This is a genomic window from Mycoplasma phocimorsus, assembly GCF_030077875.1.
GTDB lineage: Bacteria > Bacillota_I > Bacilli_A > Mycoplasmatales > Metamycoplasmataceae > Mycoplasma_H > Mycoplasma_H phocimorsus.
The window spans coordinates 56,142-81,662 of the sequence record NZ_JASEJT010000010.1 but is presented as its reverse complement, the minus strand read 5'-3'; the positions used below and the strand labels follow the sequence as shown (position 1 = coordinate 81,662).

At 24.7% G+C, this 25,521-nt stretch carries 20 protein-coding genes and 1 tRNA gene; 5 read left to right on the top strand and 16 right to left on the bottom strand.

From position 1 onward, the window contains the following. Positions 1-55 precede the first annotated feature (55 nt). The gene (locus QMA87_RS02925; protein WP_283833834.1) at positions 56-2,731 is read left to right on the top strand and encodes a cation-translocating P-type ATPase; all 2,676 of its coding nucleotides are present in this window, start codon (positions 56-58) and stop codon (positions 2,729-2,731) included. A gap of 10 nt (positions 2,732-2,741) precedes the next feature. Here the strand turns inward: QMA87_RS02925 and QMA87_RS02920 are convergent, their stop codons facing one another. Further along, positions 2,742-3,602 carry an ATP-binding protein gene (locus tag QMA87_RS02920; RefSeq protein WP_283824002.1) on the bottom strand — a complete coding sequence of 287 codons (861 nt, stop codon included), beginning with the start codon at positions 3,600-3,602 and terminating at the stop codon, positions 2,742-2,744. A 70-nt stretch (positions 3,603-3,672) separates the two neighbouring features. Here QMA87_RS02920 and pip point away from each other — a divergent pair, with 70 nt between their 5' ends. Then, the gene (gene pip, locus QMA87_RS02915; RefSeq protein WP_283824003.1) at positions 3,673-4,608 is read left to right on the top strand and encodes a prolyl aminopeptidase; all 936 of its coding nucleotides are present in this window, start codon (positions 3,673-3,675) and stop codon (positions 4,606-4,608) included. Between the two features lie 211 nt (positions 4,609-4,819). Here pip and QMA87_RS02910 read toward each other — a convergent pair whose 3' ends face one another. From QMA87_RS02910 to rpmF, 5 genes are all read right to left on the bottom strand, one after another. Then, entirely contained in the window at positions 4,820-5,278 is a 459-nt protein-coding gene (locus QMA87_RS02910) for a hypothetical protein (RefSeq protein ID WP_283833833.1), read from the bottom strand. A 110-nt stretch (positions 5,279-5,388) separates the two neighbouring features. After that, positions 5,389-8,025: a protein translocase subunit SecDF gene (secDF, locus tag QMA87_RS02905; RefSeq protein WP_283833832.1), complete on the bottom strand. Its 2,637-nt coding sequence runs from the start codon at positions 8,023-8,025 to the stop codon at positions 5,389-5,391. A 35-nt stretch (positions 8,026-8,060) separates the two neighbouring features. Further along, positions 8,061-9,002: a Holliday junction branch migration DNA helicase RuvB gene (gene ruvB / locus QMA87_RS02900; RefSeq protein WP_283833831.1), complete on the bottom strand. Its 942-nt coding sequence runs from the start codon at positions 9,000-9,002 to the stop codon at positions 8,061-8,063. After that, entirely contained in the window at positions 8,986-9,576 is a 591-nt protein-coding gene (ruvA, locus tag QMA87_RS02895; protein ID WP_283824007.1) for a Holliday junction branch migration protein RuvA, read from the bottom strand. The genes ruvB and ruvA overlap by 17 nt, the downstream gene beginning before the upstream one ends. A 124-nt stretch (positions 9,577-9,700) precedes the next feature. Beyond that, on the bottom strand, positions 9,701-9,895 hold the full coding sequence (rpmF, locus tag QMA87_RS02890; protein WP_283824008.1) for a 50S ribosomal protein L32: 195 nt from the start codon (positions 9,893-9,895) through the stop codon (positions 9,701-9,703). Positions 9,896-10,179: 284 nt separating this feature from the next. Here rpmF and gyrA point away from each other — a divergent pair, with 284 nt between their 5' ends. After that, positions 10,180-12,789: a DNA gyrase subunit A gene (gene gyrA / locus QMA87_RS02885; RefSeq protein ID WP_283827300.1), complete on the top strand. Its 2,610-nt coding sequence runs from the start codon at positions 10,180-10,182 to the stop codon at positions 12,787-12,789. A gap of 76 nt (positions 12,790-12,865) precedes the next feature. Here the strand turns inward: gyrA and QMA87_RS02880 are convergent, their stop codons facing one another. Then, entirely contained in the window at positions 12,866-14,389 is a 1,524-nt protein-coding gene (locus QMA87_RS02880; protein WP_283824010.1) for a TrkH family potassium uptake protein, read from the bottom strand. 90 nt (positions 14,390-14,479) lie between these two features. On the opposite strand from QMA87_RS02880, the gene QMA87_RS02875 reads away from it, so the two are divergent. Further along, positions 14,480-15,184, top strand: a complete 705-nt coding sequence (locus QMA87_RS02875; RefSeq protein WP_283824011.1) for a potassium channel family protein — start codon at positions 14,480-14,482, stop codon at positions 15,182-15,184. Then, entirely contained in the window at positions 15,165-16,871 is a 1,707-nt protein-coding gene (aspS, locus tag QMA87_RS02870; protein WP_283824012.1) for an aspartate--tRNA ligase, read from the top strand. Before QMA87_RS02875 ends, aspS begins: the two co-directional genes overlap by 20 nt. A gap of 71 nt (positions 16,872-16,942) precedes the next feature. Here the strand turns inward: aspS and QMA87_RS02865 are convergent. The 9 genes from QMA87_RS02865 to QMA87_RS02825 form a co-directional block, all read right to left on the bottom strand. Then, positions 16,943-17,016: transfer RNA gene (locus QMA87_RS02865), tRNA-Gly, on the bottom strand. A 33-nt stretch (positions 17,017-17,049) separates the two neighbouring features. Then, complete coding sequence (locus QMA87_RS02860) at positions 17,050-17,907, bottom strand: deoxyribonuclease IV (protein ID WP_283833830.1); 858 nt, start codon at positions 17,905-17,907, stop codon at positions 17,050-17,052. 1 nt (position 17,908) lies between these two features. Continuing rightward, the gene (locus QMA87_RS02855; RefSeq protein ID WP_283824014.1) at positions 17,909-18,913 is read right to left on the bottom strand and encodes an energy-coupling factor transporter transmembrane component T family protein; all 1,005 of its coding nucleotides are present in this window, start codon (positions 18,911-18,913) and stop codon (positions 17,909-17,911) included. Then, complete coding sequence (locus QMA87_RS02850; protein ID WP_283824015.1) at positions 18,913-19,905, bottom strand: ATP-binding cassette domain-containing protein; 993 nt, start codon at positions 19,903-19,905, stop codon at positions 18,913-18,915. The genes QMA87_RS02855 and QMA87_RS02850 overlap by 1 nt, the downstream gene beginning before the upstream one ends. Next, complete coding sequence (locus QMA87_RS02845; RefSeq protein ID WP_283833829.1) at positions 19,896-20,693, bottom strand: energy-coupling factor transporter ATPase; 798 nt, start codon at positions 20,691-20,693, stop codon at positions 19,896-19,898. Before QMA87_RS02845 ends, QMA87_RS02850 begins: the two co-directional genes overlap by 10 nt. Before the next feature lie 262 nt (positions 20,694-20,955). Next, entirely contained in the window at positions 20,956-22,308 is a 1,353-nt protein-coding gene (locus QMA87_RS02840) for a hypothetical protein (RefSeq protein ID WP_283833828.1), read from the bottom strand. 404 nt (positions 22,309-22,712) lie between these two features. Then, on the bottom strand, positions 22,713-24,329 hold the full coding sequence (locus tag QMA87_RS02835) for an MAG1430 family protein (RefSeq protein ID WP_283833826.1): 1,617 nt from the start codon (positions 24,327-24,329) through the stop codon (positions 22,713-22,715). Positions 24,330-24,339: 10 nt separating this feature from the next. Beyond that, complete coding sequence (gene yihA, locus QMA87_RS02830; protein ID WP_283833824.1) at positions 24,340-24,906, bottom strand: ribosome biogenesis GTP-binding protein YihA/YsxC; 567 nt, start codon at positions 24,904-24,906, stop codon at positions 24,340-24,342. 1 nt (position 24,907) lies between these two features. Then, on the bottom strand, positions 24,908-25,519 hold the full coding sequence (locus QMA87_RS02825) for a thermonuclease family protein (RefSeq protein ID WP_283823798.1): 612 nt from the start codon (positions 25,517-25,519) through the stop codon (positions 24,908-24,910). Positions 25,520-25,521 lie beyond the last annotated feature (2 nt).

Sequence of the window (25,521 nt, the reverse complement as noted above, 5' to 3'; positions counted from 1 at the left end):
AATATATAACACTATAAAAATCAATTTGTAAGCATTTTTATATAATAAAAAAGACATGATTAAAAATTTAACAACAAAACAAGTAGAAGAAAATCAAAAAATTTATGGTTTAAATACATTAGAAAAAAAGAAAAAAAAGAGTTTATTGCTAATCTTTTTTGAACAATTTAAAGACTTAATGGTGATTCTTCTTTTAATTGCAACAATATTTTCATTTTCAATGGCGATTTATCGAATGATTAGTTTCAAGGAAATATCTAAATCTGAATTAATAATTTCATTTGTAGAGCCTTGTATTATTTTGATAGTTGTAATTATTAATGCAATTATTGGGCTTATTCAAGAAATTAAATCTTCTAAAGCCGTAGAATCACTTTCAAAACTTAATCCATTAATGGTTAAAGTTTTAAGAAATAATAAATTAACTGAAATTTATTCTGAATTTCTCACTATTGATGATATCGTTCTTCTTGAAGCAGGTGATATTGTGCCTGCTGATGGTATTATAATTTCAAGTTCAAATTTTAAAGTTATTGAATCATCACTAACAGGAGAATCAATGCCTGTAGAAAAAAAATTTAACAAAAATATTAATTTTTCTTTACCTATTAGTGAACAAGAATTTAAAGTATTTTCTTCTTCGCAAGTAGTAAATGGTAGTGCTTATATAAAAATTACTCAAATAGCTAAAGAAACTGAAATAGGAAAAATTTCTTCTTTGCTTGCTAATGAAAAAAATAAAGAAACACCATTACAAAAAAGAATTAATAAATTAGGAAAAATTTTTGGATATACTGGGCTTGTATTATTTGCCTTAACATTTATTGTTCAAGTTATTTTTCAAGTAATTAATAATGCAGATTTAAAAATGCCAAAAATTTGGGGCGAAAATATTATGAATAGCATATCTTTAGCGGTAGCAGCTATTCCTGAAGGTTTAGTAACCTTTTCAACAATAATACTTGCACTTAGTGTTAAACAAATGACTAAAGAAAAAGCCATAGTAAAAAATTTAATGGCTGTTGAAACTTTAGGTTCAACTAGTGTTATTTGTTCAGATAAAACTGGCACATTAACACAAAACAAAATGACTATTACAAATAAAAGCGTTAAAAATATCACTTTGGAACAGTTAATTATTTATGGTAGCTTATGTTCTGAAGCGCATATAGAGAAACATAATGATCAACTTCAATATATTGGAGATCCTACTGAATTAGCATTTATTGATTATGGTATTAAAAATAATATTTATAAAACAAAAAGCGATTTAGAAAAACAATACAAAAGAATAGCTACATTTCCTTTTGATTCTGAAAGAAAAATGATGTCAACAATTAATTTAATTAATGATGATTATTATCTTATTACTAAAGGAGCTCCTGAAATAATTTTAAAAAAATCTCATAATGCTATGCAAGAGGATTTTGAATTAGTATCTTCTTGAGCAAATCAAGCTTTAAGAACTTTGGCAATCTCCTTTAAAAAATTAGAAAAACAAGAATTAAACAAAACGCAAGAGGAGCTTGAAAGAAATTTAAATTTTGTTGGATTAATCGGAATGATTGACCCGCCTCGCGAATCATCTAAAGAGGCGATTGCTCTTTGTAAAAAAGCAGGAATAAAAACAATTATGATAACAGGAGATAGTGCAACTACAGCTGTAGCTATTGCTAAACAATTAGGAATATTTAAAAATGGTGATTTTGCTATTCAAGGTTTTGAATTAGCAAAAATGACTGATGAAGAATTATCAAGTAAAATTGACCATTGTTCAGTTTTTGCTAGAGTGGCTCCACAAGATAAAATAAGAATTGTTAAAATACTGCAAAAAAAAGAAAATGTTGTAGCCATGACAGGTGATGGAGTTAATGATGCTCCAGCACTTAAAGCAGCTGATATTGGATGTGCCATGGGTATAACTGGTACTGAAGTATCGAAAGAAGCAAGCGATATGATCTTAGTTGATGATAATTTTGCTACTATAGTAAAAGCGGTATCTAAAGGTAGAAGTGTTTATGAAACAATTAGAACAGTTATTAAAAATCTTTTAATCACTTCATTAGCAGAAATTATTCTTGTATTTTTTGGTTTAATAATATTTAACATCATTTTTAAAGAACAAATAGCGAATCTTAAAACAGAGTTTTATATTCTTTCGGCAACACAGCTATTATGAATCAATTTATTTACACACGGTTTTCCCGCCATAGCTCTAGGATTGCAAAAAAATAATATTAATTATATGAATCAAAAACCTATTAATAAAAATGAAAATATTTTTGCAAGAGGTATGGGCATTGAAGTTTTAATATATGGTATTATTATTGGTTTAATTTCATTAATAGCATACTATTTTGCTGCTAAATTAGCAATTGATTTAAATATGCCGCAAAAAGTTAGTGAGTATGGTTCTACTGCAGCGTTTGTTATTTTGGGAATATCAGCAGTGCTTTCTTCATTAAATTTAATGTCAAGTAAAAATATCATTACTTCAAATCCACTTAAACACAAACTTGTTTATATTTCAGTTATTTTTTCAATGTTTTGATTTTTACTAGTTCTTTTTATACCTGCTTTAGCAAGAATATTCAAGCTTAGTGATGAAATTTTAACAAATATTAAATTAGTTGAAATATCATTTGTGCCTTTAATTGCTGTTTTTATAATTTTTGAGTTATCGACATTAATTAAAAATTGAATAATAAGAAGAAAAAAAGCAAATCATTAATTTGCTTTTTTTATTGTTCTTTTCTAATGTTCCCATTGGCTATTATACTAATAGTATTATTTTTAAAATATTCTCTCATGCGATCAACAATACCATATGAATTTGATAATACTTCAGTTTGTTGAATTAATGAAAGATATTTATCTATAGTAAGATTTGAATTAATAAGTGTTTTTTTTCCACTAATTTGACGACCAATTAAAATTGAATAAATAACTTCTAAAGAAAATCATGAATAATATTTATTAGTTGGTTCTTTACCTAAATCATCAATAATAAGTAAATCAATATCAATTAAATCCTCAATAAATTCACTTTCTTTACTACGATCTTGTCTTAAATATTGACACGCTTTAATTGTATTGATAAATGCCACTCTTTTATTTTTTGCTACCAGCTCATTTACAATTGCGCTTGAAAAATATGTTTTGCCAGAACCAAATTCTCCAAATATAAACAAATCCTTATTAAAATTATTATTAATAAAAAATGAACTTAAAAATCTTTCTATATTATCCTTATTTTCAAGTTCTCAACTTGTTGCATTTTTCATTACTTGAAAAATATTAGCTTTATTATAAGCAGGATTATTAAACATTGGGCTTAAAAAATTGTAAATAAAATTAATTGATTTATATTGTTTTAAAACATCATCACTTGAAGAAAAATTAAATAAATAATAAATAGAGTTATCTGCTCTTCTTTTTAAAGAGGGGATAATTCCTGAATCGTAAATGTCATTCGCTTGTAATTGATTAAAATATGCAACAACTTCTTCTCAATAAATTTCTACTTCTTTATAACTAGCTTTAATTCTACTTAATTCTTCAATAACACGTTTATCTTTAAATATAATTTCTTTTAATTTCATATTGATATTATATGCAAAAAAGTGCTTTTTATTGTAAATTGCTTAATTATTTAATTGTTATAATTTATTTATGATTAATAAAAAATATTTGTATAAAACTGCCAATTTAATAAAAGAAAGTTTTTTAAAACGTGATAATCATAATATATATTATCAAATACTAGGTAATCCAAATGGTAAACCGCTATTTATTATTCATGGTGGCCCTGGCGGCGGAAATAATAATAAATCAACAAGATTTTTTAATCCAGAAAAGTATATGTTTGTTTTAATAGATCAAAGAGGATGCGGCAAATCTACACCTTGACTTGAAACTAATAATAATACAATTGAAGATTTAGCACAAGATATTGAGGAAATAAGAAAAATAAATAATCTTGACAAAATTAATATATTTGGTGGCAGCTGAGGTACAACTCTAGCACTTTATTATGCTATTAAATATCCTGAAAATATTAGCAAAATGTTATTAAGAGGAATATTTTTAGCAAGAATATTTGACATTAATTGATTTTGTTATGGAGCGAGATTTTTAAAACCTATTGAATTTTCTTCTTTTGTGGAAAATATCGATCAAGAAGGCGATATCGTACAACAGTATTATCAAATTTTTAATTCTAATAATCAAAGCAAAATTGAAAAAGCTGCTTTAAGATGATATAACTGAGAAAATTCATTAGTAAGTATTAATAAAACTAAATCTATACTTAAATTAGATAAGAATAATAAAAAAAATATTATTCAACTTGCTTTTTTTGAAAATTTTTATTTTAAAAATAATTGTTTTATGGAAGAAAATTTTATTCTGAAAAATATACAAAAAATTACTCATCTACCAATTACTATTATTCATGGTGAATATGATATTGATTGCCTTCCAATTGGTGCTTATGAATTACATCAAAAACTTCAAAATTCAAAGTTAATATTAGTTAAAAAAGCTGCACATAGTCAATGAGAAAATAATATTGCTTTAGAACTAATAAAACAAGGCAATGAGTTATAAAAGTTATTTTTTGCTTTTTCAACTTTTCATAATATTATTAAAAAACCAAATACAAACTTTGTAATTTTTGTATTTGGTTTTTTATATTTAATTTACCTACATAAGTTGAAAATATAATATTAATAATACTTTTGTTTTATATTTATTAATTTTGACATATTTATATTTTTTACTGCCAAAATAAATTAAATTTTTAAAAAAAGTGCCAGGCTTACAATTTAGTGTTATTTTTATTGTTTATATGTTTAGTGTTTTTATTAATTAAATTTGTTCTTTCTTGTTTGTTGCTTATTTTTTTATGATTTAAACTGTAAATTTGAAAGTTAACACCAGGGGCAAGAGTATTGTAAAATACACTTAACAAAACTGGTTTAATAGGTTCTAATTTTGCTCAAACTTTACCAAAAAATATGCTAATATTTGTTTTTAATTCATTTAATTGTTTTTTTGTTTTTTCTTTTGGCAATTTATAATTTAAAAAATCTTTCTTTTTAATATTTAAAAGAAAATTATTAAAAAAATTTTGGGAAATTTTATATTCAAGAGAATGTATTTCAAATAGCTGGGCTTTTTCGTAATTCTCTAATTTAATAAAAGGCATAAAAACTGAAAAATAAAATGTATTTTCTTTAAAATTTAAGGAAATAATTTTTAAATTATTATTTATCATTTTTACCATCCTTAGAATATATCGGTTTAAAAATATATTTATTATTTTAACAATCAATTACAAATTATTAATATTTTTTATAAAAGAAAAAAACACCATAAAGGTGTTATTTATTGTTTGAAATCATTAATTGTTGGAAATACTTGCTCAGCAATATCTGATGTTTTTCAATAATTGTCACGCATTCTTTTTTGTGATTTATTTATTCTTATTTTTTCAAATAAATATCAAACTTGTGTCGCAATGAAAATTGAAGAATATGTTCCAACTGTTAATCCAAATAACATAATAATATTAAATGAGAAATTTGAAGCATTTTTAAAAATAAGAAGAATTACTACTGATAAAATTGTTGTTAATGATGTGAGGATAGACCTTTTAATAGTTTGAGCTACTGAAGTATTGATGATTTTTCTTAAATCTTCTTTTGTATACTGTATATTTGAATATTCATTTTCAATAACTTCTCTAATTCTATCAAAAATTACAATAGTATCATTAATAGAAAAAGCAACAATTGAAAGTATGGCAGCAATAATAATTGGGCTTACTTGCACTTGAATCATTAAAATACATGCAAGTACGAATAAAGAATCATGAATTAAAGCGATAATAGCTCCAATTGAATATGTTCATCTCATCCTAAATAATGTATAAATAATAATTCCAATAAATGAAAGACTAATAGCTAAAATAGCATTTTTAACTAATTCACTTGCTTCAAATGGCGAAATAGTATGATTATTAGGTACAAAACCACTACCTCTTAAATACTGAATATAACTATCGGGAATTATATTTACGGTTCTAAGAATAAGTGCATAATTATCAGTAGATCCATTTTCTGTTATCCGAAAATTAGAAGCATTTAATACAAAATCATTTGCAAAACGATTAATTATATCTTGTTGTAATACTTGAGCTTGTTCAAATGAAAGTAATTCAAATGATTCTTTACTTTTTTCTATAAATAATTCTGTTCCTCCTGTAAATTCAAGCGATAAACTAAATGGCCCACCAAATGATTTACTATAAATTGCAAAACCCATATAAACAAATAGCATTACAAAAATAAATCCAAATGATAAAAAGAACATTACTTTACCCAGTTTAAAATAATTAATAAATCGTTTTGTTCTATTTAAAAGTATTTTTTCTTTAGGTTTTGATAATCAATAAATTCCAAATAATCATTTTTTATTCTGTAATGTTGTAATTCCGGCTAGTAAAGTTGCTAAAAATTTATTAAATAATAACATTACTAAAAGAGTAAATGTAATTGATAAAATTAAAGATATAGAAAAACTTTTAATTGTAATAGAACCAAAAAAGAACAAAATAAATGAAACAATTAATGTTGTAATATTTGCATCTAAAATTGAAGAAAGAGAAAATTTGTAAGCATTTTTATTTGATTTTACAATGCTTTCTCCATTTTTAATTTCAGATTTAAATCGTTCATAAGTAATAATATTAGCATCTACACTAAGACCAATACCAATTATTAATGAAGCAATTGTAGCAGGTGAATATTCACCGCCTAATTGTTGAAAAATTAATAATGTGAAGAAAATATATAATCCGATTGAAAGAGCACTTAATAATCCAAATAAACCATAATTAAAAATCATAAATAATGAAATTAATAAAAATACAATTAACCCTGCATAAATAGCTGAATCAAAATTTGTTTGAGCTCCTGCTGGTATTAAATGTTCTGATCTTGCTTCTAATTTATAAGGAGCAACACCATAATTAATATCAAGGGCTAATTTTTTTGCTTGATCTTGAGTAAAATTACCACTTATATTAAATCTATTTCCTGTTAACGGTTGTGAAACGCTAGCAACAGAAATTAAATATAATTCAGCGTCAAAAACATTTTTCTTTAACTCACCACTTAAAAATGAATTTTGAGAGTTTGGATCATTTGTATTGGGATTAGGTTGCTCATTAACATACACAAATCTATATGGATTCATTTGAGCATTTTCTCATTCTCTTTTATATTTTGTAATTGCTATTTCTCTTAACTCATCAAGATTCAATCACATTAAAATTGGCAAATGATTTTCAGCAAGAAATTTTGTTGCTTTCGTTCATTCTTTTTCATATATATGATTATCATCAGAAATTAACTGAATATCAACAATATTTCTTTGAGAACCTGCTTCTATATTTGCTCTAGCTTGGTTAGCTTCAAGGGGCGGAACAAATTCTGATAATCTAGAATAATTTTTTTCATTTAATAAAGAATTATAATCAGTATTATTAATAAAATCATCATTAAATTTTCCATTAACAAATATTGGTCTTAAATTAATATCAGTTACTGTAAGAATTGGTTTTTTACTTATTTCTTTTTTAAATTCCGAAATTTGTTGTGAAGTTAATACACCACTTTTTTGAACAGTAATTTTATCATTACCATCAACAGTTGTTGTAATACCATTAAGTCCAATTCCGCCAGTTAAACGATTTTGTAATGATCTAGAAATGGTTTGAACAAGCTCTTTATTGCTTTCATTTTTAGGATCAAGTTCGGAACCATCTTCATTTCTAACTTGAACAGTAACACTGATACCGCCTCCATATTCAATCGATTTATTAATGTTTTTAGAAACAGAAAAAACGCTACCAAATACAATTGATAGAATTGTTAAGATGAAAGTTATTGAAATAATTAATCATCTTTTTCAATTTTTCATATTAAATAGCGATTTAAAGAAAAATTTTACTTTATTCATAAATTTAATTTTAACATAATAAAGTTTATTAATAATTAATAATTATTACACTCGAGTAAATATCTTTCTCCTAATTGAGTTATTTTTCTTCCTTTAGAAGTTTTTTGTATTAAGTTATACGAAAGAAGAATTGGTTCTATTTCGCTTAAAATATCTTCCTTATTAAAGTTTGTGATTCCTGATATAAAATCTAAAGACATAAAACGAGAATTGCCAAAACCTTTAAAACATTTTAAATATTCAATATGTTCTTCACTAAAGCCATATTTATGAATACCCATTGTTTTTAAAGCCTTTTTAACTAAATCAATAGTAATTTCATTCTGTGATTTTACTATTGAAAAATCAACAATTCTGTTAAATAAGTTAATAATTATTCTTGGATTTAACCTTGAAAATTGAGCAATAAATTCAAGAACATTTTCAGTTACATTTTGTTGTAAATTATATGCGTGCATTTTAATAATATCTTTAATATTTTCTAATGTATATGCTTGCATTTTAGCTATAAAACCAAAACGCTCTTTAAGTGGATTTGATAAATTATAAACTTTTGTTGTGGCGCCAATTAATGTAAAAGGCTTTACTTTAATTCTAATAATTTTAGAATTAGTTCCACTACCTAACATTACATCAATTTTAAATTCTTCCATAATTGTATAAAGTAATTCTTCTACATTTTTATTGATAGAATGAATTTCATCAATAAAAATAATATCTCCTTCCTGAATATTGCTAAATAGTGTTACAATATCACTTTTTTTCTCTAATAATGATCCTTGAGCAAAATGCGTTTTTTTATTTTGCATATTACCTATAATTTTAGCTAAAGTTGTTTTTCCAGTTCCAGCTAAACCACAAATTAAAATATGGTCTAGTGTTTTATTTTGAATTTCTGATGACTTAATCATCATATTTATAGTTTTTTTAATATTATTTTGGCCAATATACGAATCAAAATTAGTTATTTTCAGCATAAAGTTGTGGTTTTTGTGTAATTATTTCAATAGCTTCTTCAACCATAGCTTCAGTATCGTTTTGCTCTTTAATTAAATTAATCACACTATTAATTTCTTTATTTTTAAAGCCAAGAAGTTTTAATGTTTCAATAACTTCTTGCTTGCTTGAAATATTAATTTCAACATTAACGCCTTCTAGCAATTTAGTGTATTTTTCTTGAAATTCAAAAATAATTTGTCTAGAAAGTTTATTTCCTATATATTTAAAATCCGATAAATAAGAACTATTGCCGTCACTAATTGCTTTAGCAATATTTTTCCAATCTTTATTTAACATTTCAATTGCCGTTTTAGGACCAATTCCATTTAAAGAAATTAAATCTTCAAATAAAATTTTTTCTTTAAAGCTAGTAAATCCATACATTGATTCACCATATTCATTTTTATGTTCATAAACAAAAATTTTACTATTTTTATTTTCAGTAAAACGTTCAACATTGGCTACATAAATCATATAACCAGTAAAATTACTTTCAAGAATAATATAATTTTTTGCTTTATAAACAACTTTTCCAAATTGATATACTTTCATTGTTTCCTCCATTATGCAATTATTTAAAAAATTAAAAAAATATAAAAATAAGAACAAAAATGAGAAAAAGAAGCGTTTTTTCTTAAAAAATAAAAAAAATGCCTTTCGGCATTAATAAGTAGAATTATTTAGTATTTGAGGGTTTATAACCGTTAACTTTTTTACCTTTATAAAATCCACAGAAACGACAAACTACATGCGGTTCAATTTGTTTTGAGCAGTTTGTACATGAACGTGTTGCAAGTGCTGTTAAAGAATCATGCGTTCTTCTTTTATGTTTACGTTGTTTGGATGTTTTTCTCTTTGGTACTATAGCCATAATTCCTCCTTATTTCTTTAATTAAAGTTACCTAATTATAAATTAAAAATAATAATATAAATAAAATTATTTACATTATTTAAATAAATATAAATTGGGAAATTTTAAGTATAAATTTCTATTTAAAATACTACATAATATAATACACCAAAACTAAAAAAGTAATGTTAAAAGATATTTAAACATAAAATAAAGACATGTTTCAAAATATCGGTGTAAATGTGCATTAATTTTGCCTTTTAAATTATAATTTAAATAATTATTAATTTTAATAAAGGAGAAAAATGTTATTTTTTGATGAAGATAAAGAAAAAGAACAATTAAAAGTAGAGCAAGAAGATTTTGAAGATGATTATGAAAGTGTTAATACTATTTTTAATGAAGAGGAAGTAATAGAAGAAGATGAAGATGAATATATTCCTCAAAATAAAGAAGGTTATATTGTAGAATCAAAAATAATTGATGCTCCTACTGGCGGATTATATCCGCAAGAAATACGAAAAGAGATGAAAGATTCATTTCTTGAGTATGCTATGAGTGTTATTGTTTCTAGAGCGTTACCAGATGTACGCGATGGATTGAAACCTGTACATCGTCGGATTTTATTTGGAATGAATGAATTGGGTATTACGCATTCATCAGCGCATAAAAAATCAGCAAGAATTGTCGGAGATGTTTTAGGGAAGTACCACCCACATGGTGATTCATCTGTTTATGAAGCTATGGTGAGATTAGCACAGGATTTTTCTTTAAGATATCCTCTCATTGATGGCCATGGTAATTTTGGGAGTATTGATGGTGATCCCGCTGCTGCTATGCGTTATACTGAAGCTAGAATGAGTAAAATTGCTAGCGAGATGTTAGATGGTATTAATAAAAATACTGTAGATTTTATTGCTAACTATGATGCTTCAGAGCAAGAGCCTGTTGTACTTCCTTCTCGTTTCCCAAATATTTTAATTATGGGTGCTACTGGTATTGCGGTAGGAATGGCAACTAGCATTCCTCCACATAATTTAAAAGAAACAATTGATGCTGTTAAAGCATTAGCTTTAAATCCACAAATAACTATTACTCAATTAATGGAACATATTAAAGGACCTGATTTTCCTATTGGTGCTGAAATTTTAGGTACAAAAGGAATTATTGATACATATTTAACTGGTAAAGGGACAATTTCTGTTCGTTCAAAAGCTAAAATAGAAACTGGCATCAGTGGAAAAAGTAAAATTATTATTTCTGAAATTCCTTATGAACTTAAAAAAATAACTATTATTGAAAAAATAGCTGAATTAGTTAAATATAAAGCTATTGAAGGAATTTCAGATTTAAGAGATGAATCTAATAAAGATGGAATTAGAATTGTTATTTCTATTAAAAAGAATTTTGACCCTGCTATTATTTTAAATCAACTTTATCGTCAAACTCCTTTACAAACTAATTATAATGCCAATATGGTCGCTCTCGTTAATGGAGAACCTAAATTATTAAATTTAAAACAAATGTTAGAAGTTTATTTACAGCATCAATTTGAGGTTGTAACTAGAAGATTAAAATTTGATTTAGAAAAAGCGCAATATCGTTTATTAATTTTAGAAGGTTTAAAAATTGCAGTTGATAATATTGATGAAGTAATTAAAATTATAAAATCTTCTTCTAATGATGCTAATGCTATTGAAAGATTAAAACAATCATTTAATTTAGTTGAAGTTCAAGCTAAAGCAATTGTTGATATGAGATTAGGAAGATTAACTGGTCTTGCTATAGAGAAAATGAATGAAGAAATTGCGCTTCTTATGGCAGAGATTTCAAAAATTGAAGCAATTCTTGCCTCAAGAGAACTATTAACGCAATTAATTATTGATGAATTAGAAGAGATTAAGAATAAATATGGCGATGAACGTCGTACTATAATTAATGAAAATGCTTCTATCTCAATTTCTGATGAAGATTTAGTAAAACAACGTGAAATTGTTATTAGCATTAGTTCAAATGGTTATGTAAAAAGAACGGATTTATCTGAATATAGATTACAAAAACGTGGTGGAGTAGGTACGCAAGGAATGAAAATTTATGAAGGTAATGATCTTTCACAATTGATTGTCACTTCATCACATATTGATTTACTTCTATTTACTTCATTAGGAAGAATTTATAGAATGAGAGCGCTACAAATTCCTGATCAAGGAAGACAATCAAAAGGATTACCTTTTATAAACTTACTTGATTTACAAGAGAATGAAAATGTAATTTCAATGATTGCTACTGATTCATATGAAGATAATGAATATTTGATAACTATTACCAAAAAAGGTATTATTAAAAAAACTTCAATTAAAAACTTTATTAGAATTAATGCTAATGGAAAAAAAGCAATGGGACTTAAAGAAGATGATGAATTAGTTAGAGCAATGATTGTTAAAGAAGATGAAAGTATTATTATTGCTTCTTCTTCAGGACATGTAGTTAAATTTAATATTTCTCAAATTCGCGATATGAGTAGAAGTGCAATTGGTGTTATTGCAATTAAATTAGAAAATGATGCTTATGTAATTTCAGCTTCACATAGTTTAGAAGGTGAATTAATATTATCTATGTCAACTTTAGGATTTGCTAAGCTAACAAATAAGGAACAGTACCGCGAAACTAAACGTGGAGCCAGAGGTGTATTGGCGATGAATATTAAAAAAGCAGGCACTTTAATTGGTTGTTCGTTTGTAAATAAAAATGATGAATTATTTTTAGTTAATAATAAAAATATTACTTTAAGAACCCATATAAGTCAATTACCTGATGTAAGCAGAAATGCTAAAGGCGTTAAGGCAATTAAACTTAAAGGAAATGAATTCTTGAAATCATATAGTATTATTAATACAGCTCAAATAGAGGAATAATAAAATATCAGAACTGAAAAAGCTCTGATATTTTTATTTAAATGTATAAATTTTATAATAATTAATTCAAATTTAACTATCCTATTAATACATCTTCCTCAATATATTCATAACTATTTGATCTTGTAATTTTATCTCTTCAAACAATAATTGTTGAAGAGATACCAAATTGTCCAATAAACATTATAAATATTAAAATAAATTTCGAACCTAAATTTAAATCCTGAGTAATACCTAAGGAAAGTCCAGCTGTTCCAAAAGCACTAGATGTTTCAAAAAGCATTGTTAAACTGTTAGTATTATTATTTAAATTGCCTGAGTAATTTTGTACAGAAGTATTAAGAATAATTGTTCCTAGCATTAATAATATAATACTTATAATAAATACATTTGAAGCCATAACTACTTTATCAGAGCTAATTTTTCTTCTAAACATTCTTGTAGTCTTGCTTCCAGAAATTCTTGAAGCAAGTGCAACAAATATAATAGCAAATGTAGTTGTTCTAATTCCACCGCCAGTAGAGGCTGGCGCTGCACCAATAAACATTAAAATTGTCATTATAATTAGTGTAGAAGAAGAAAATGAATTTAAATCAATTGTTGCAAAACCTGCGCTTCTAGTAGAAAAAACTGTAAAAAGTACTGTTCAAATTTTTTGAAGAGGTCCGCCATATTTGTATTTTCCAGCAATCATATGATTTCAAAATGAAGTGGGATTTTTACTAAAAACTTCAAGCGGAATAATTACAGCTAAAGCAAAAATTGAAAGAACAAAATATGTCGTTACACTTATTTTTGTAATTAATGACCAATGATATTTTCTTTCATCACGATATTTAATTTTAAATTTAATTCATGAATTAATATCATAAATAATTGGATAACCTATTCCACCAATTATAAAAAGTACAACAATAATAAATTGTAATCAAAAATTACCATAATAAGGCATTAAACTTTTTCCGCCCATGATATCAAATCCTGCATTATTAAGTGCGCTAATAGCATGAAAAAATCCGAATCTAAATGATAAAGATCAATCGCCTTGTGGAGAAGAAGGCAAAATCACATTCATTTCTTCTCCTAAAGGTGGTGTCGGTATTGCTAAGTAAAAATAAAAAGTTAAAATAAAACCAGAAATGATTAATATAGAAATAATAAATTTAAGACTAGAAATTACTAAATTTGAAGTTTGATTTTTAATATCTCCTCTTTCAGCTAATAATAATTCTTTATCAATATTATAAAATTTTTTTCTAAATAGATAATTAAGAATAAAAATTTTAAGAGCAAAAAAACCTGTGCCACCAACAAAAATTAATGTCGCAATTACTGCTTGACCAAAAATATTTCATGTTGCTTGTGTTTCTAATGTTACTAATCCTGTATCACTAAATGCGCTTACTGATGTAAAAAGTGAATCAATATAATTATTGTAATTTCATCAATTTTCGGGTGTTACTTTTTTTACTCAAGGAAAGAAAAGTATTAAAGAGGAAAATAAAATAATTAAAAAATAAATCAAAAAAATATATCTAATTTTTGAAGTTTTTTTTCTGTTTTTTAATTCATTTGTCTTGCTTATAAATTTATTAAACATAGTAAAATTATTTTATATTAATAATTAATTTATTATAATTTTTATTATTAAATATATAAGAAATTGCTCTTTCTTAATAAAGGAGAATTAATGAAGGTAAAACAAAATATATGCGTAATTGGTGCTGGTAGATATGGTCAAGCAGTTATTACTCAGCTTAATAAATTGAATCAAAATATAGTAGCAATTGATAATGATGAAAAAAGATTACAGGCCGTTTCAGAGCTTGTTGATACTCTTTATGTTATGGATGCTGCTGATATGAGAGCGCTTAATTCAATAGGAATTAAAAACTATGAAACTGTAATTGTTTGTATGCCAAATAATTTAGAAGTGGTAGCCGCATTGCTAGAATTGCAAGTTGAGAATATTATTGCTCGCGCTACCTCAAAAAGACATGCTAGAGTTCTTAAACAAATTGGTGTAGATTTAATTGTTCGCCCTGAATATGAATCGGGAATTAGAACAGCAATTATTGCTACAAATAAAAACTTTATTAATTACTCAAAAAATTTACAGGAAATTGGTAGTGGGTATGTAATTGGAACTACTAAAGTGAATAATTCAAGATTTGAAAATAAAAAATTAAGATATCTTAATTTTTATGAAGTTGGGATTAATGTCATTGTTGTAAAAGATGATAATTCTACTTTCTTGCCTACTGGTAATACAATTCTTAAGAAAAATGACGCTATAACATTTGTTGGACATGTTGATAAAGTATCAAAATTTATTGCTCTAATGAATGAAGAAAATGATAAGAAAGAAGTTGATTATGAAGAATATAAAAAATAATGAAATTAATAAGACATTATTGAATCATAAAATAACTGTTTATGGTTGAGTGCAAAATAAAAGAAGATTTGGAAAAACTACTTTTATTGATTTAAGAGATGCTTATGGAATTGTTCAACTAGTTTTTAATAATATAGATTTAAATATTTCAAAAGAATCTGTTCTTAAAGCAACTGGTAAAGTTGAATTAAGAAAAGAAGCTAATATTTTGCTTGAATCAGGTGAAATAGAAATTATTGTCGATTCATATGAAATACTTTCAACTTCAAAAGAATTGCCTTTTGTTATTAGGGATGATATTAATGTTAATGAAGATTTAAGAATGCAATATCGTTATTTAGATTTAAGAAGACCTAAGATGCATTCTAATATTGTTACTAGAGCCAAAGTGATTAGTGCGATGAGAAGATATTTAGAAGATCATGATTTTCTTGAAATTGAAACTCCAATTTTGGGCAAATCAACTCCTGAAGGTGCTAGAGATTATTTGGTTGCAACTAGAGATCGAGGAAAATTTTTTGCTCTTCCTCAATCTCCTCAGCTATTTAAGCAAATGCTAATGGCTTCTGGATTTGAAAGATACTTTCAAGTAGCAAAAGTATTTAGAGATGAGGACTCAAGAAAAGATCGTCAACCGGAATTTACTCAGTTTGATATTGAAGTAAGCTTTATGGATCTTTCAAAATTTCAAAATCATATTGAAAAAATGATGCAAACAACTTTTACAAAATTAGGAATTGATATTAAAATTCCGTTTGAAAGAATGGACTATGATGTTGCTTTTAATTTATATGGAAGCGATAAGCCTGATTTAAGATACGATTTAAAACTTTCTTCTGTATGCCAATTTTTTAATGAATCTAATTTTGAAATTATTGCAAATGCTGAAAGTAAAAGAATGTTATTACTTCCACATGTTATTACTAAAAAAGAATTTATTCAACTAGAAGAAATTGCTAAGAAAAATGGAGCTAATATTCTTTGATATTTTAATTTTGAAAATAGTGAAATTACTACTTCAAACTTTGCTACAAAAGATATAAATTCAACACAAAAATTACTTAAACAAATTACTAATAATATCAAAAATGGTTGTGCTTTAATTGTTGCGAATACATATGAAAAAGCATCAAGTGCGCTTGGCGCTGTTAGAGTAAAAGCGATAGAAATGTTTGAATATAAAATGGTTACTGATTCAAAATTTAAGTTTGTTTGAATTGAAAATTGACCAATGTTTGAATATGATGAAGAAAATAATAAATATGTTGCCGCTCATCACCCATTTACAAACTTTCAAGGCAAAAATTTAGATAATTTAGATCCTAAAAGTGCAAAATCACAAGCATATGACTTAGTTTTAAATGGTTATGAAGTTGCTGGTGGTAGTGTAAGAATTTTTAATAAAGAAACACAAGAAAAAATGTTTGAGTTAATTAATTTAAGCCAACAAGAAGTTCAAAATAAATTTGGTTTCTTTATGAATGTATTTGATTATGGATTGCCTCCTCATTTAGGTATGGCTTTTGGAATTGATCGTTTAATTATGATTTTAACAGGCTCAAATTCAATAAGAGAGGTTATTGCTTTTCCTAAAAATTCACATGGGCAAGATGTTCTTACTTCTTCTCCTAGTGAAATAACTGAAGAACAATTAGATGAAGTATATCTTAAAATTAAAAAAGATTAAACATTGCAATTGCAATGTTTTTTTATAAAAAAACAACATTTAATAATGTTGTTTTGTGGTGATATTACATTTGGAGCAAATGAGGAGAATCGAACTCCCGTATTTAGCATGGCAAGCTAATGTTCTACCATTGAACTACATTTGCATATATAAATATTTTACTTCATTTTAAATAAAGTTAAATAATTATTTTAAATTTTTTTATTTTTTTTGCATTTAATAATAATTTGATTTCTTGATCATAAATAGGTCCTTCATCTGTTCATGGAGTTTCTAATATGATAGGAATATTATCAAACTCTTTACAATGAACAAATTTAGCTAGAGTATCAAACCCTATAAAACCTTTTCCAATATTTTCATGACGATCTTTATGAGATCCTAAATCATTTTTAGAATCATTTAAATGAATTACTTTGATATATTTTAAATAGTTTTTTTCTTTTAAAAAATCAATAAATTCTTCAAAATTTTTCAAATTATAACCAGCATCTCAAACATGGCATGTATCTAAACAAATTTTTATTCGTTCTGAATTGACTTTATTAATTACATACATAATTTGTTCAAAATTAATTCCTACTTCAGTGCCTTTTCCAGCCATTGTTTCTATGGCTATTACAACATCTTTAGTTTTTGAAAGAATTAATTTAAGATTATTAATTAAAGTATCTAATGCTTGTTGAACATCAAAAGAAGTGTATGCTCCAGGATGTAAAACTAAATATTTAGCTTTTATGTAATTCATCCTCTTAATCTCACTAATTAAAAAATTGCATGCAAATTGCGATTTAGTAGGATTTGATGGGTTAACAATATAGGGTGCATGAACAATAATATCTTCATTATTAATCTTATTTTTAACTAATTGCTCAAACTCATGTAATTTATACTTTTCTTTTTCTACTCTTTTAGTATTTTGTGGCGCTCCTAAATAAATCATTAAAGTATTAGCATTATTTTTTAATGATTCTTTACCTGCATCCAAAAGATAATTTGGCGCCTTAAAAGTAATATGTGAGCCTATTTTAATCATATTAATACCTTGTTACTAAATAAGCATATCATCTTGCTGATTCAAAAATTTGCTCAGGATAATAGTTGTGAAAAGTATTAAGCGTTATAATTCCAGCAAAAATAATTAAAGAAAAAATAGCTAGCATAATATCATATTTATTAAATCCTATTTGTCTGTATCTTGTACGTTTAGCATATGGATCATATCCTCTTGTTTCCATTGCATTTGCTAAATCTTCTGCTTTTGCAAATGAAGATACAAATAAAGGGACAACAAGTGTAATCATTGATTTTGCTTTTTCTTTAAGTTTAGCTTTTTTAAAATCTACACCACGGCTTGATTGTGCTTTCATGATTCTTGAAGCTTCATCAAGTAAAGTTGGAACAAAACGAAGAGCAATTGATATTGTTATTGCTACAATTTGTGTTGAAACGCCAACAAGTTTAAGTGGTCAGATAATATCTTCAAGCGCTTTTGTAAGCATAATTGGTTTGGTTGTTAATGTAAGAATTGTTGTTGAAAGAATCATAATATAAATTCTTAAAAAGATTGCTAATGATCTGATAACAGCAAATAATGAAAAGGCAACACTTTCATTTGAATATCAAACAAAATATTGGTATCATTCACCTTTAATGGCATCTTTAAAGGCAGCAGTTCCGACCTCTTTGCTATTTTGAATAATTTCATTAACATTAGTAACAATATTATATGTATTAGTATTATTTTGGAAAATTCTAATTGATTCATATAAATTAACATTTTTTAACAATCAAAAATTGATTAATAAAAGAAATGCGGCAATAAAGAAGGGAATTTTTAGCATTCTAAATAATGGTCTTACTCTTTTAATTGATATTAAATACATAATAAAAAGAGGAATTAAAAGCACAAAAAAAGTAATAATATCTTTAGCGAGAAAAGCGGAAACAATATAAAAAATATTAAATAAAACTTTTAATATAGGGTTTAAGCTATGGATTGTTGACTTTCCTGGCATGTATCTACCAAGCATTGCTTTCATTATATCTCCTTTTTATTCTCTAAATATTTATTAAGAAATTCAACTAATTCATTTTCATTAGTTATTTTAGGAACATTAATTCCTCTTGCTTCAAGTTTACTTACAAACTCTAAAATGCGAGGCGGCTTCATTTCATTTTTATAAAGAAATTCAGTATTTTTTAACAATTCGTAAGTATCCCCGTCATATATTTTTTTACCATCTTTAAACATTAAACATCTTGTTGAAAACTCAAGAATATTATCTAAATCATGAGTAATAACAATAACTGTTTTGCCTTCATCATGAAGTTTTTTAAAAATATTTAAAATGTCAATTACTCCAGCAGGGTCAAGACCAGCAGTTGGCTCATCAAGAACTAAAAATTCTGGTTCCATTGCAAGAATTCCTGCTAATGCCACTCTTCTTTTTTGTCCACCTGATAAACCAAAGGGCGAATGATTTCATAATTTTTCTGGTAAATCTACTAATTTTAAGTATTTTTTAGCTCTTTCCTCAGCTTGTTGATTTGATAATCCAAACATTTTTGCGCCAAAAGCAACATCTTTTAAAATAGTTTCTTCAAATAATTGGTACTCAGCAAATTGAAAAACCACACCAACTCTTCTTCTAATATCAGCGAATGATCTTGGTTTCTCCTTAACAAAATTTAATTTTTTATTAAGGTTTTTATCTTTAAAAGGGGCACAAAATACTTGAGTATCTTCATATTCATATTGAATATTGCGATTCACATATTCAACATTATATTTTTTAGCCATTTTTTTGCTTAATTTGCTTTGATTTTGGAAAACTCAAGTAATTTTTCCAGAAGTAGGAGTAGTTAAAATATTTAACTGTTCAATGAAAGTCGTTTTTCCTGAACCAGTAGGACCAATTACGCCAATAAATTCGCCTTGTTCAAAACTTACATCAACATCTTTAATGGCATGTTTTTCAATCATTGTAGATTTATTGTATATATAATTTAATTTTTCAATTTTTATTTGCATATTTCTTCTAACAACTCCTCTTCTTTATATGTTGGGCTAATTCCATTTAATCTTTCACTAATTCTATAAATAAAAGGAGAGTCAATTTTAGCAATTCTTACAATTTCTTTATTATTTAAAATATCTTCTGGTTTTCCTTGTGCTAATAATTTTCCTTCAGAAAGAACAATACAATAATTAGCATTAATAGCTTCTTCCATATCATGTGTAATGGAGATAAGTGTTTTATTTTCTCTAACTTGAATTTCTTTAATTAAATCTAAAACTTCTTTTTTTCCTTTAGGATCAAGCATTGAAGTAATTTCATCAAAAATAATTACTTCAGGCGAAAGAGCTAAAACTGATGCAATAGCTACTCTTTGCTTTTGCCCTCCTGAAAGATTGTGAGGTTCTACTTCTAAATAGTCTTTCATTCCTACTTTTTGAGCCAAATCATAAATAATATTTCTCATTTCTTCGCGATTCATTCTTTTATTTTCAAGACCAAAAGAAATATCATCTTCAACACTAGCTCCAATAAATTGATTATCAGGATTTTGAAAAACAATTCCAATTTTTTTTCTAATATCTTTAAGAGTAGCTTTTGAAATTTTAATTCCATCAATAGAAATAATTCCTGATTCTGGTTTATAAAGTGCTACTAATAATTTTGAAAGTGTTGATTTTCCACTTCCATTATGCCCCATAATAGCAATATATTTTCCTTTTGGAATATGTAGAGTTACATCATCAAGAACATATGGTTCTTTTTTATTATATTTGAACCTTAAATTATTTACATATATCATAATGATAATAATTATAATAAATTTTAAGTTTTATTATATATATAATAATTTTAATAAATTAAGATTAAATTTAATATTTAGGCTTATAATAAAATATTTTTAATTATATATTTAAATACAGCACATTTTAAAGCAAAAAATGTGCTGTAATTATTTTTTAAAAATGAAATTAATAAAATAACTTTATCTAATTTAATATTTTGCAAAATTCATATATTTCAAAAAATAAAAATAAAAATTTTATATATACATATATATAAAATTAAGACTTGCTCATTTTATTATTATTTTCAATTCATTCTTTTATTGTATTAGGCGTGATAATATTTGTAATTTTAAACGTTTTTTTAATTAAATTGCTAATTGTTCATTTAAACAAACTAAAAAACCCTTCTCTATTTTGGCTTGTTATATTTAAATTTTTATCTTCAAAAATTAACTTAATAACATTATAAAATAAATTATATAAAGTTTCGAGTTCTTCTTTATGTTTTTCTTTAAAATTATTTTCATTAATTATTTTTCTTAAAACATCAATAAATTGAATTCAAACTGTTAAAAGCCCTTTTTTTTCTTCATCAAGAAAATCTTTACCATTTGTTATTATAAATTCTACACCATTTTTAACTGTACTTAATCCTGCAAAAATTGATGTTATACTTGATAAAATTCCTTCTGCATTTTTTTGTTTTTCAAAAAAAGATTTAATGCCACTAAAGCCAGGAATATTTTCTAGTTTTGCTTTTTCATTAAACGTTATTTTTAATATTCATAAAAATTCTTTTAAAATTTTTTCGCTATTATCGCCTTTAAGTATTTTAATAAAATATGATATTGGATTATTTTTTATTGATGTATTAGCATTGTTTTCATTTTTGCTAAACTCTTTAATTCAGTTATTTATTTGTTCTTTATTAAAAATACTTTTAATATCTTTTTTATCAAAAATAATTTCTTTTGCTTTTTTAAATAAAAAATCAATAAGTTTTTTATTTTCTTGATCATTTTCTTTATATAAATAAAAAATTAAATTTTTAAATGAATTTTCAAAATCTACATCAATGCCTTTATATTTTAAATATGTTTTAAAAGCAAGATCAGTAAAATAAGCTTTAGTTTTGTGTAATGGATCTCTATTATACTTAAATAAATATATGCCGGCTCCAATAACACCTCCCGCTACTAAAAGCGCTGAAATTGTTGAACCCGCTATAATATAAGCATTTTTCTTTTTATTAGCTGCTTCTAATTCTTTTTTTCTTAGTGTTTGTTTTGCTTTTTTCTTTCAAGTTGTAAATATATTTTTAGATTTTAAAATTGTATTAATATCAGATTTTTTTTCTTTTTCTTCTTCAATATTTTCAAAATTATTTTTTTCTACTAAATTTGAATCAATGGTTGGAAAATTATTTAATTCTTGATTATCTTTTATTAGACCAAAAATTAAATCTTGCTTATTATTAAATTTAAACTTATTTTTTTCTTGATTAATTAGTTTCTTGCTAATTTCTTTTTGCACTTCTTTTTTATTTATGTTTGAATTACAACTAATAATAGTAGTCGATAATCCTATTACACTTGAAAAAAGAAGTGTTAATTTATTTTTTTTAAACATATTATCCTTCCAAATAAATTTACCACCCATAATAAAGCATCTCTAAAAAAATTAATAATAAAAAATCTTATTAAAAAGTTTAAAAATATATCTTTTTAAAAATATTTAAATATTACATTATTAATAAAATAACTAAAAAAATGTTTTAATTTTAGCTTAATTTCAAATGTAAATATTACAAAAATATTTATTTTTGAATTTTTAAAAAAGTTTTAAAATATTGAACATACATTTTAAATATCTTTTAGTAAAAAAAATAAAAATGTTTCAAATTATCATTTTTCTATTTTTAAATTTGCAAATAAAAAAATCTCAAATGTAACTTTGAAATTTTTTATATTTAATTTTCTTGTCAATTTAGTATTTTATTTGAATATACAATAATTTGCTTTATTGAAATAATTTTAAATAATATCAACATTATTAAATTCAATTTCAAAATAACGCTCTTTATTATTTCTTAAGTAAAATTTAACTTTAAATGAAGCTTTATTTTTGTCGCCCTTTTCAAGCTTAAAACTATCTTCGACAATTTTTACTTGTATATCATAATTGCGGTTTAAAATTGGGCTCTTAATGTTAGCATCAATTACTTTTATAAATGCATTAATATTAAAAAATTCTTTATTATAAATTTCTTTGCCATTTTCATCTGCATTATTAACTAATTGTTTTAAAGTGTATTTTTTATAGTTACCTTCATTAACAAATTTAAATGCTAAAAGTGATTTGTCTTTAGAATATTTTTCATTTAATTCATTTAATTCATTCGAAAGAAGCGTTTTGAAATTATTGAATCTAACTTCAAAACTAGCAATAAAATTTTTTGCATTTTTAATTATAATTTCATATGTCGCATAACCAAATTCATTATTATAATTTTTAAATTTTTGAGTTATTTTATGCTCAGAATTATTAATGTTTTCTCAATTAATATCTAGTGAAGAAAGCGTATTACGATCAAGTTCAAGCTGAATGTCTTTATTAGGAAAATCATCTTTATAATTATCATAAATTTTTATATTTTGAAATTTTGGTTGAAAAAATGTATTTTCAAACTCTTTAATATCTTTATTAATTGGCTTTATTTTTGGTGCAAATTGTGACATTTGTTTTAAATATTCATATTTTTTAAAATCAAGAACAATTTTTTGCGTTGCGCCAACAAATGTAACAATTGCATGTTTTAACTTTTTATTAACTAAATAATAATTTTTATAATTTAGTTTAGGTGTAACACTCATTATAATTTTATCTTCAACAATTTTTACATCATCAACGCTTCAATCAGTAAATTGATCTTCTAATAATGATTTATTGATTAATTTTTCTTCTAATTGTTTGTTATTTTTAATATTTTTATATTTAGATACATCACTAGTTAAATCAATTTTTTCAATTTCATCAGCCTGTCTTGCTAATTCTTTTTGAATATTACTTCCTTTTTGAACATCTTTAAATTTTTTAAATCCTTCTATTTGATAGAAAAATTTTTTTGTGAATTCTTTAGAAGAATTTTCTATTTTATAAGAAATAGTTAATTCTAAAAATAATATACCAAGAATATCATTTCCATAACTTTCGAAATTTACACTTCTAATTTTATTTCTTGAAAATTGTTCTGAAAGCGCATAAAAAGGCATATTTTTTTCGTTAACTAAATAAAAATTTTGATTAGCTAAATCTAATGGTGATTTATTAAATAAATTTCTTAACATTAAAACATTTTGTCAATATTCATTACCTTTTTCAAAATCAGAAGCGAAATGTGAAGAAAGAAAATCTGATTGTGCCTTAATGTCTGGCATAGGAAGATTTTTTTTATCTTTAAATTCAACTCCCGGCTCATCACCTAAAATAAAATTCATGCTATCAACCTGATCTCAAAAAGTAACTTCCTTTTTTAAAACGTAATAGCTTGTAATAATTGCTGTTGTTGCTCCAAGTGTACTTATAGCTCCAAATAAAGCTCACTTCCCTTTCTTAGTTTTTACATTTATAAAATTACTTGATTTATCCATATTTTCTCCTTTAATCAATTATATATAAATAGTTATTGACTATATTAATTAGTGTTTTAATATTTAATTTGGTTACACTAGAAACATTAATACTTAATGATAAGCTATATTTTTCGATTCACTTTTTTAACATTGCTTTTTGCGATTGTTTTAATTTATCAACTTTAGTAAAAACAATGAATATTGGTAATTGAAGCTTATTAAGATAATTAATAACCTCAACATCACTATTTAAAAAGCCAATTCTTGAATCTATTAAAAGAAATACACATTTAATATTTGTAGCATTCTGAAAATATGCATCAATCATTTGAGTAATATTTTCTTGAGTTTGCTTATTAACTTTGGCATAACCATAACCTGGCAAATCAACTAAAAAGTTTTTTTGCTTATTAGCAAAATAATTAACAAGAAGCGTTCTACCAGGAGTGGAAGAAGTTTTAGATATCTTACTCCCAGCAATTGCATTTATTAATGAAGATTTACCAACATTTGATCTTCCTCAAAAAACTACTTCTGAACCTTCATGTTTTATAAATGAATTAATAGATGATGCTGATTTTTCAAATTTGTACATATTAATGTCCTTTTCTTGGGTAAATTTGTGATATTTTTTTGAGATCTGATCAAATATTTAATCGCATAATCATTGCTTCTTGCTGAGCTTTTGAAAGAACATCAACATAAGAAGTATCTTTAAAGTAATATCTACTTTTTTTATCTTTACTGATATAAGCCACTTTAGCTAAACCATTTTTCACTAATAAAATTGACAAATCTTCATCATTAATAAATACTTGCACTACTTTTCTTCCATAGTGATCTAAAGTAATATTAATAATTTGTACATCTTTATTAAGAATTTTATTACTTAAAAACTCCTGAGCTTTAAGAGCGTAATGATGTTGTAAACCTAAAGTTGATTCTTTACCATTATCAGTTTGTTTAGTTTTTTCGGGTGTATCAATACCTAACATACGATATTTATTTCCTTGCGAATCATAAAAAGTATCGCCATCAACAACTTTTAAAACTTTAATTGTTTGATCATACTTTTTTGGAATTTTAATATCAATATTAGGTTTTATTTGATTAACATTTTCTTTTATTTGTTCTTTCTGTGAACAAGAAATCACTATTAAAGGAATAAAAAATAATGATGTAATTTGTAATATTTTTCTTAATTTCATAA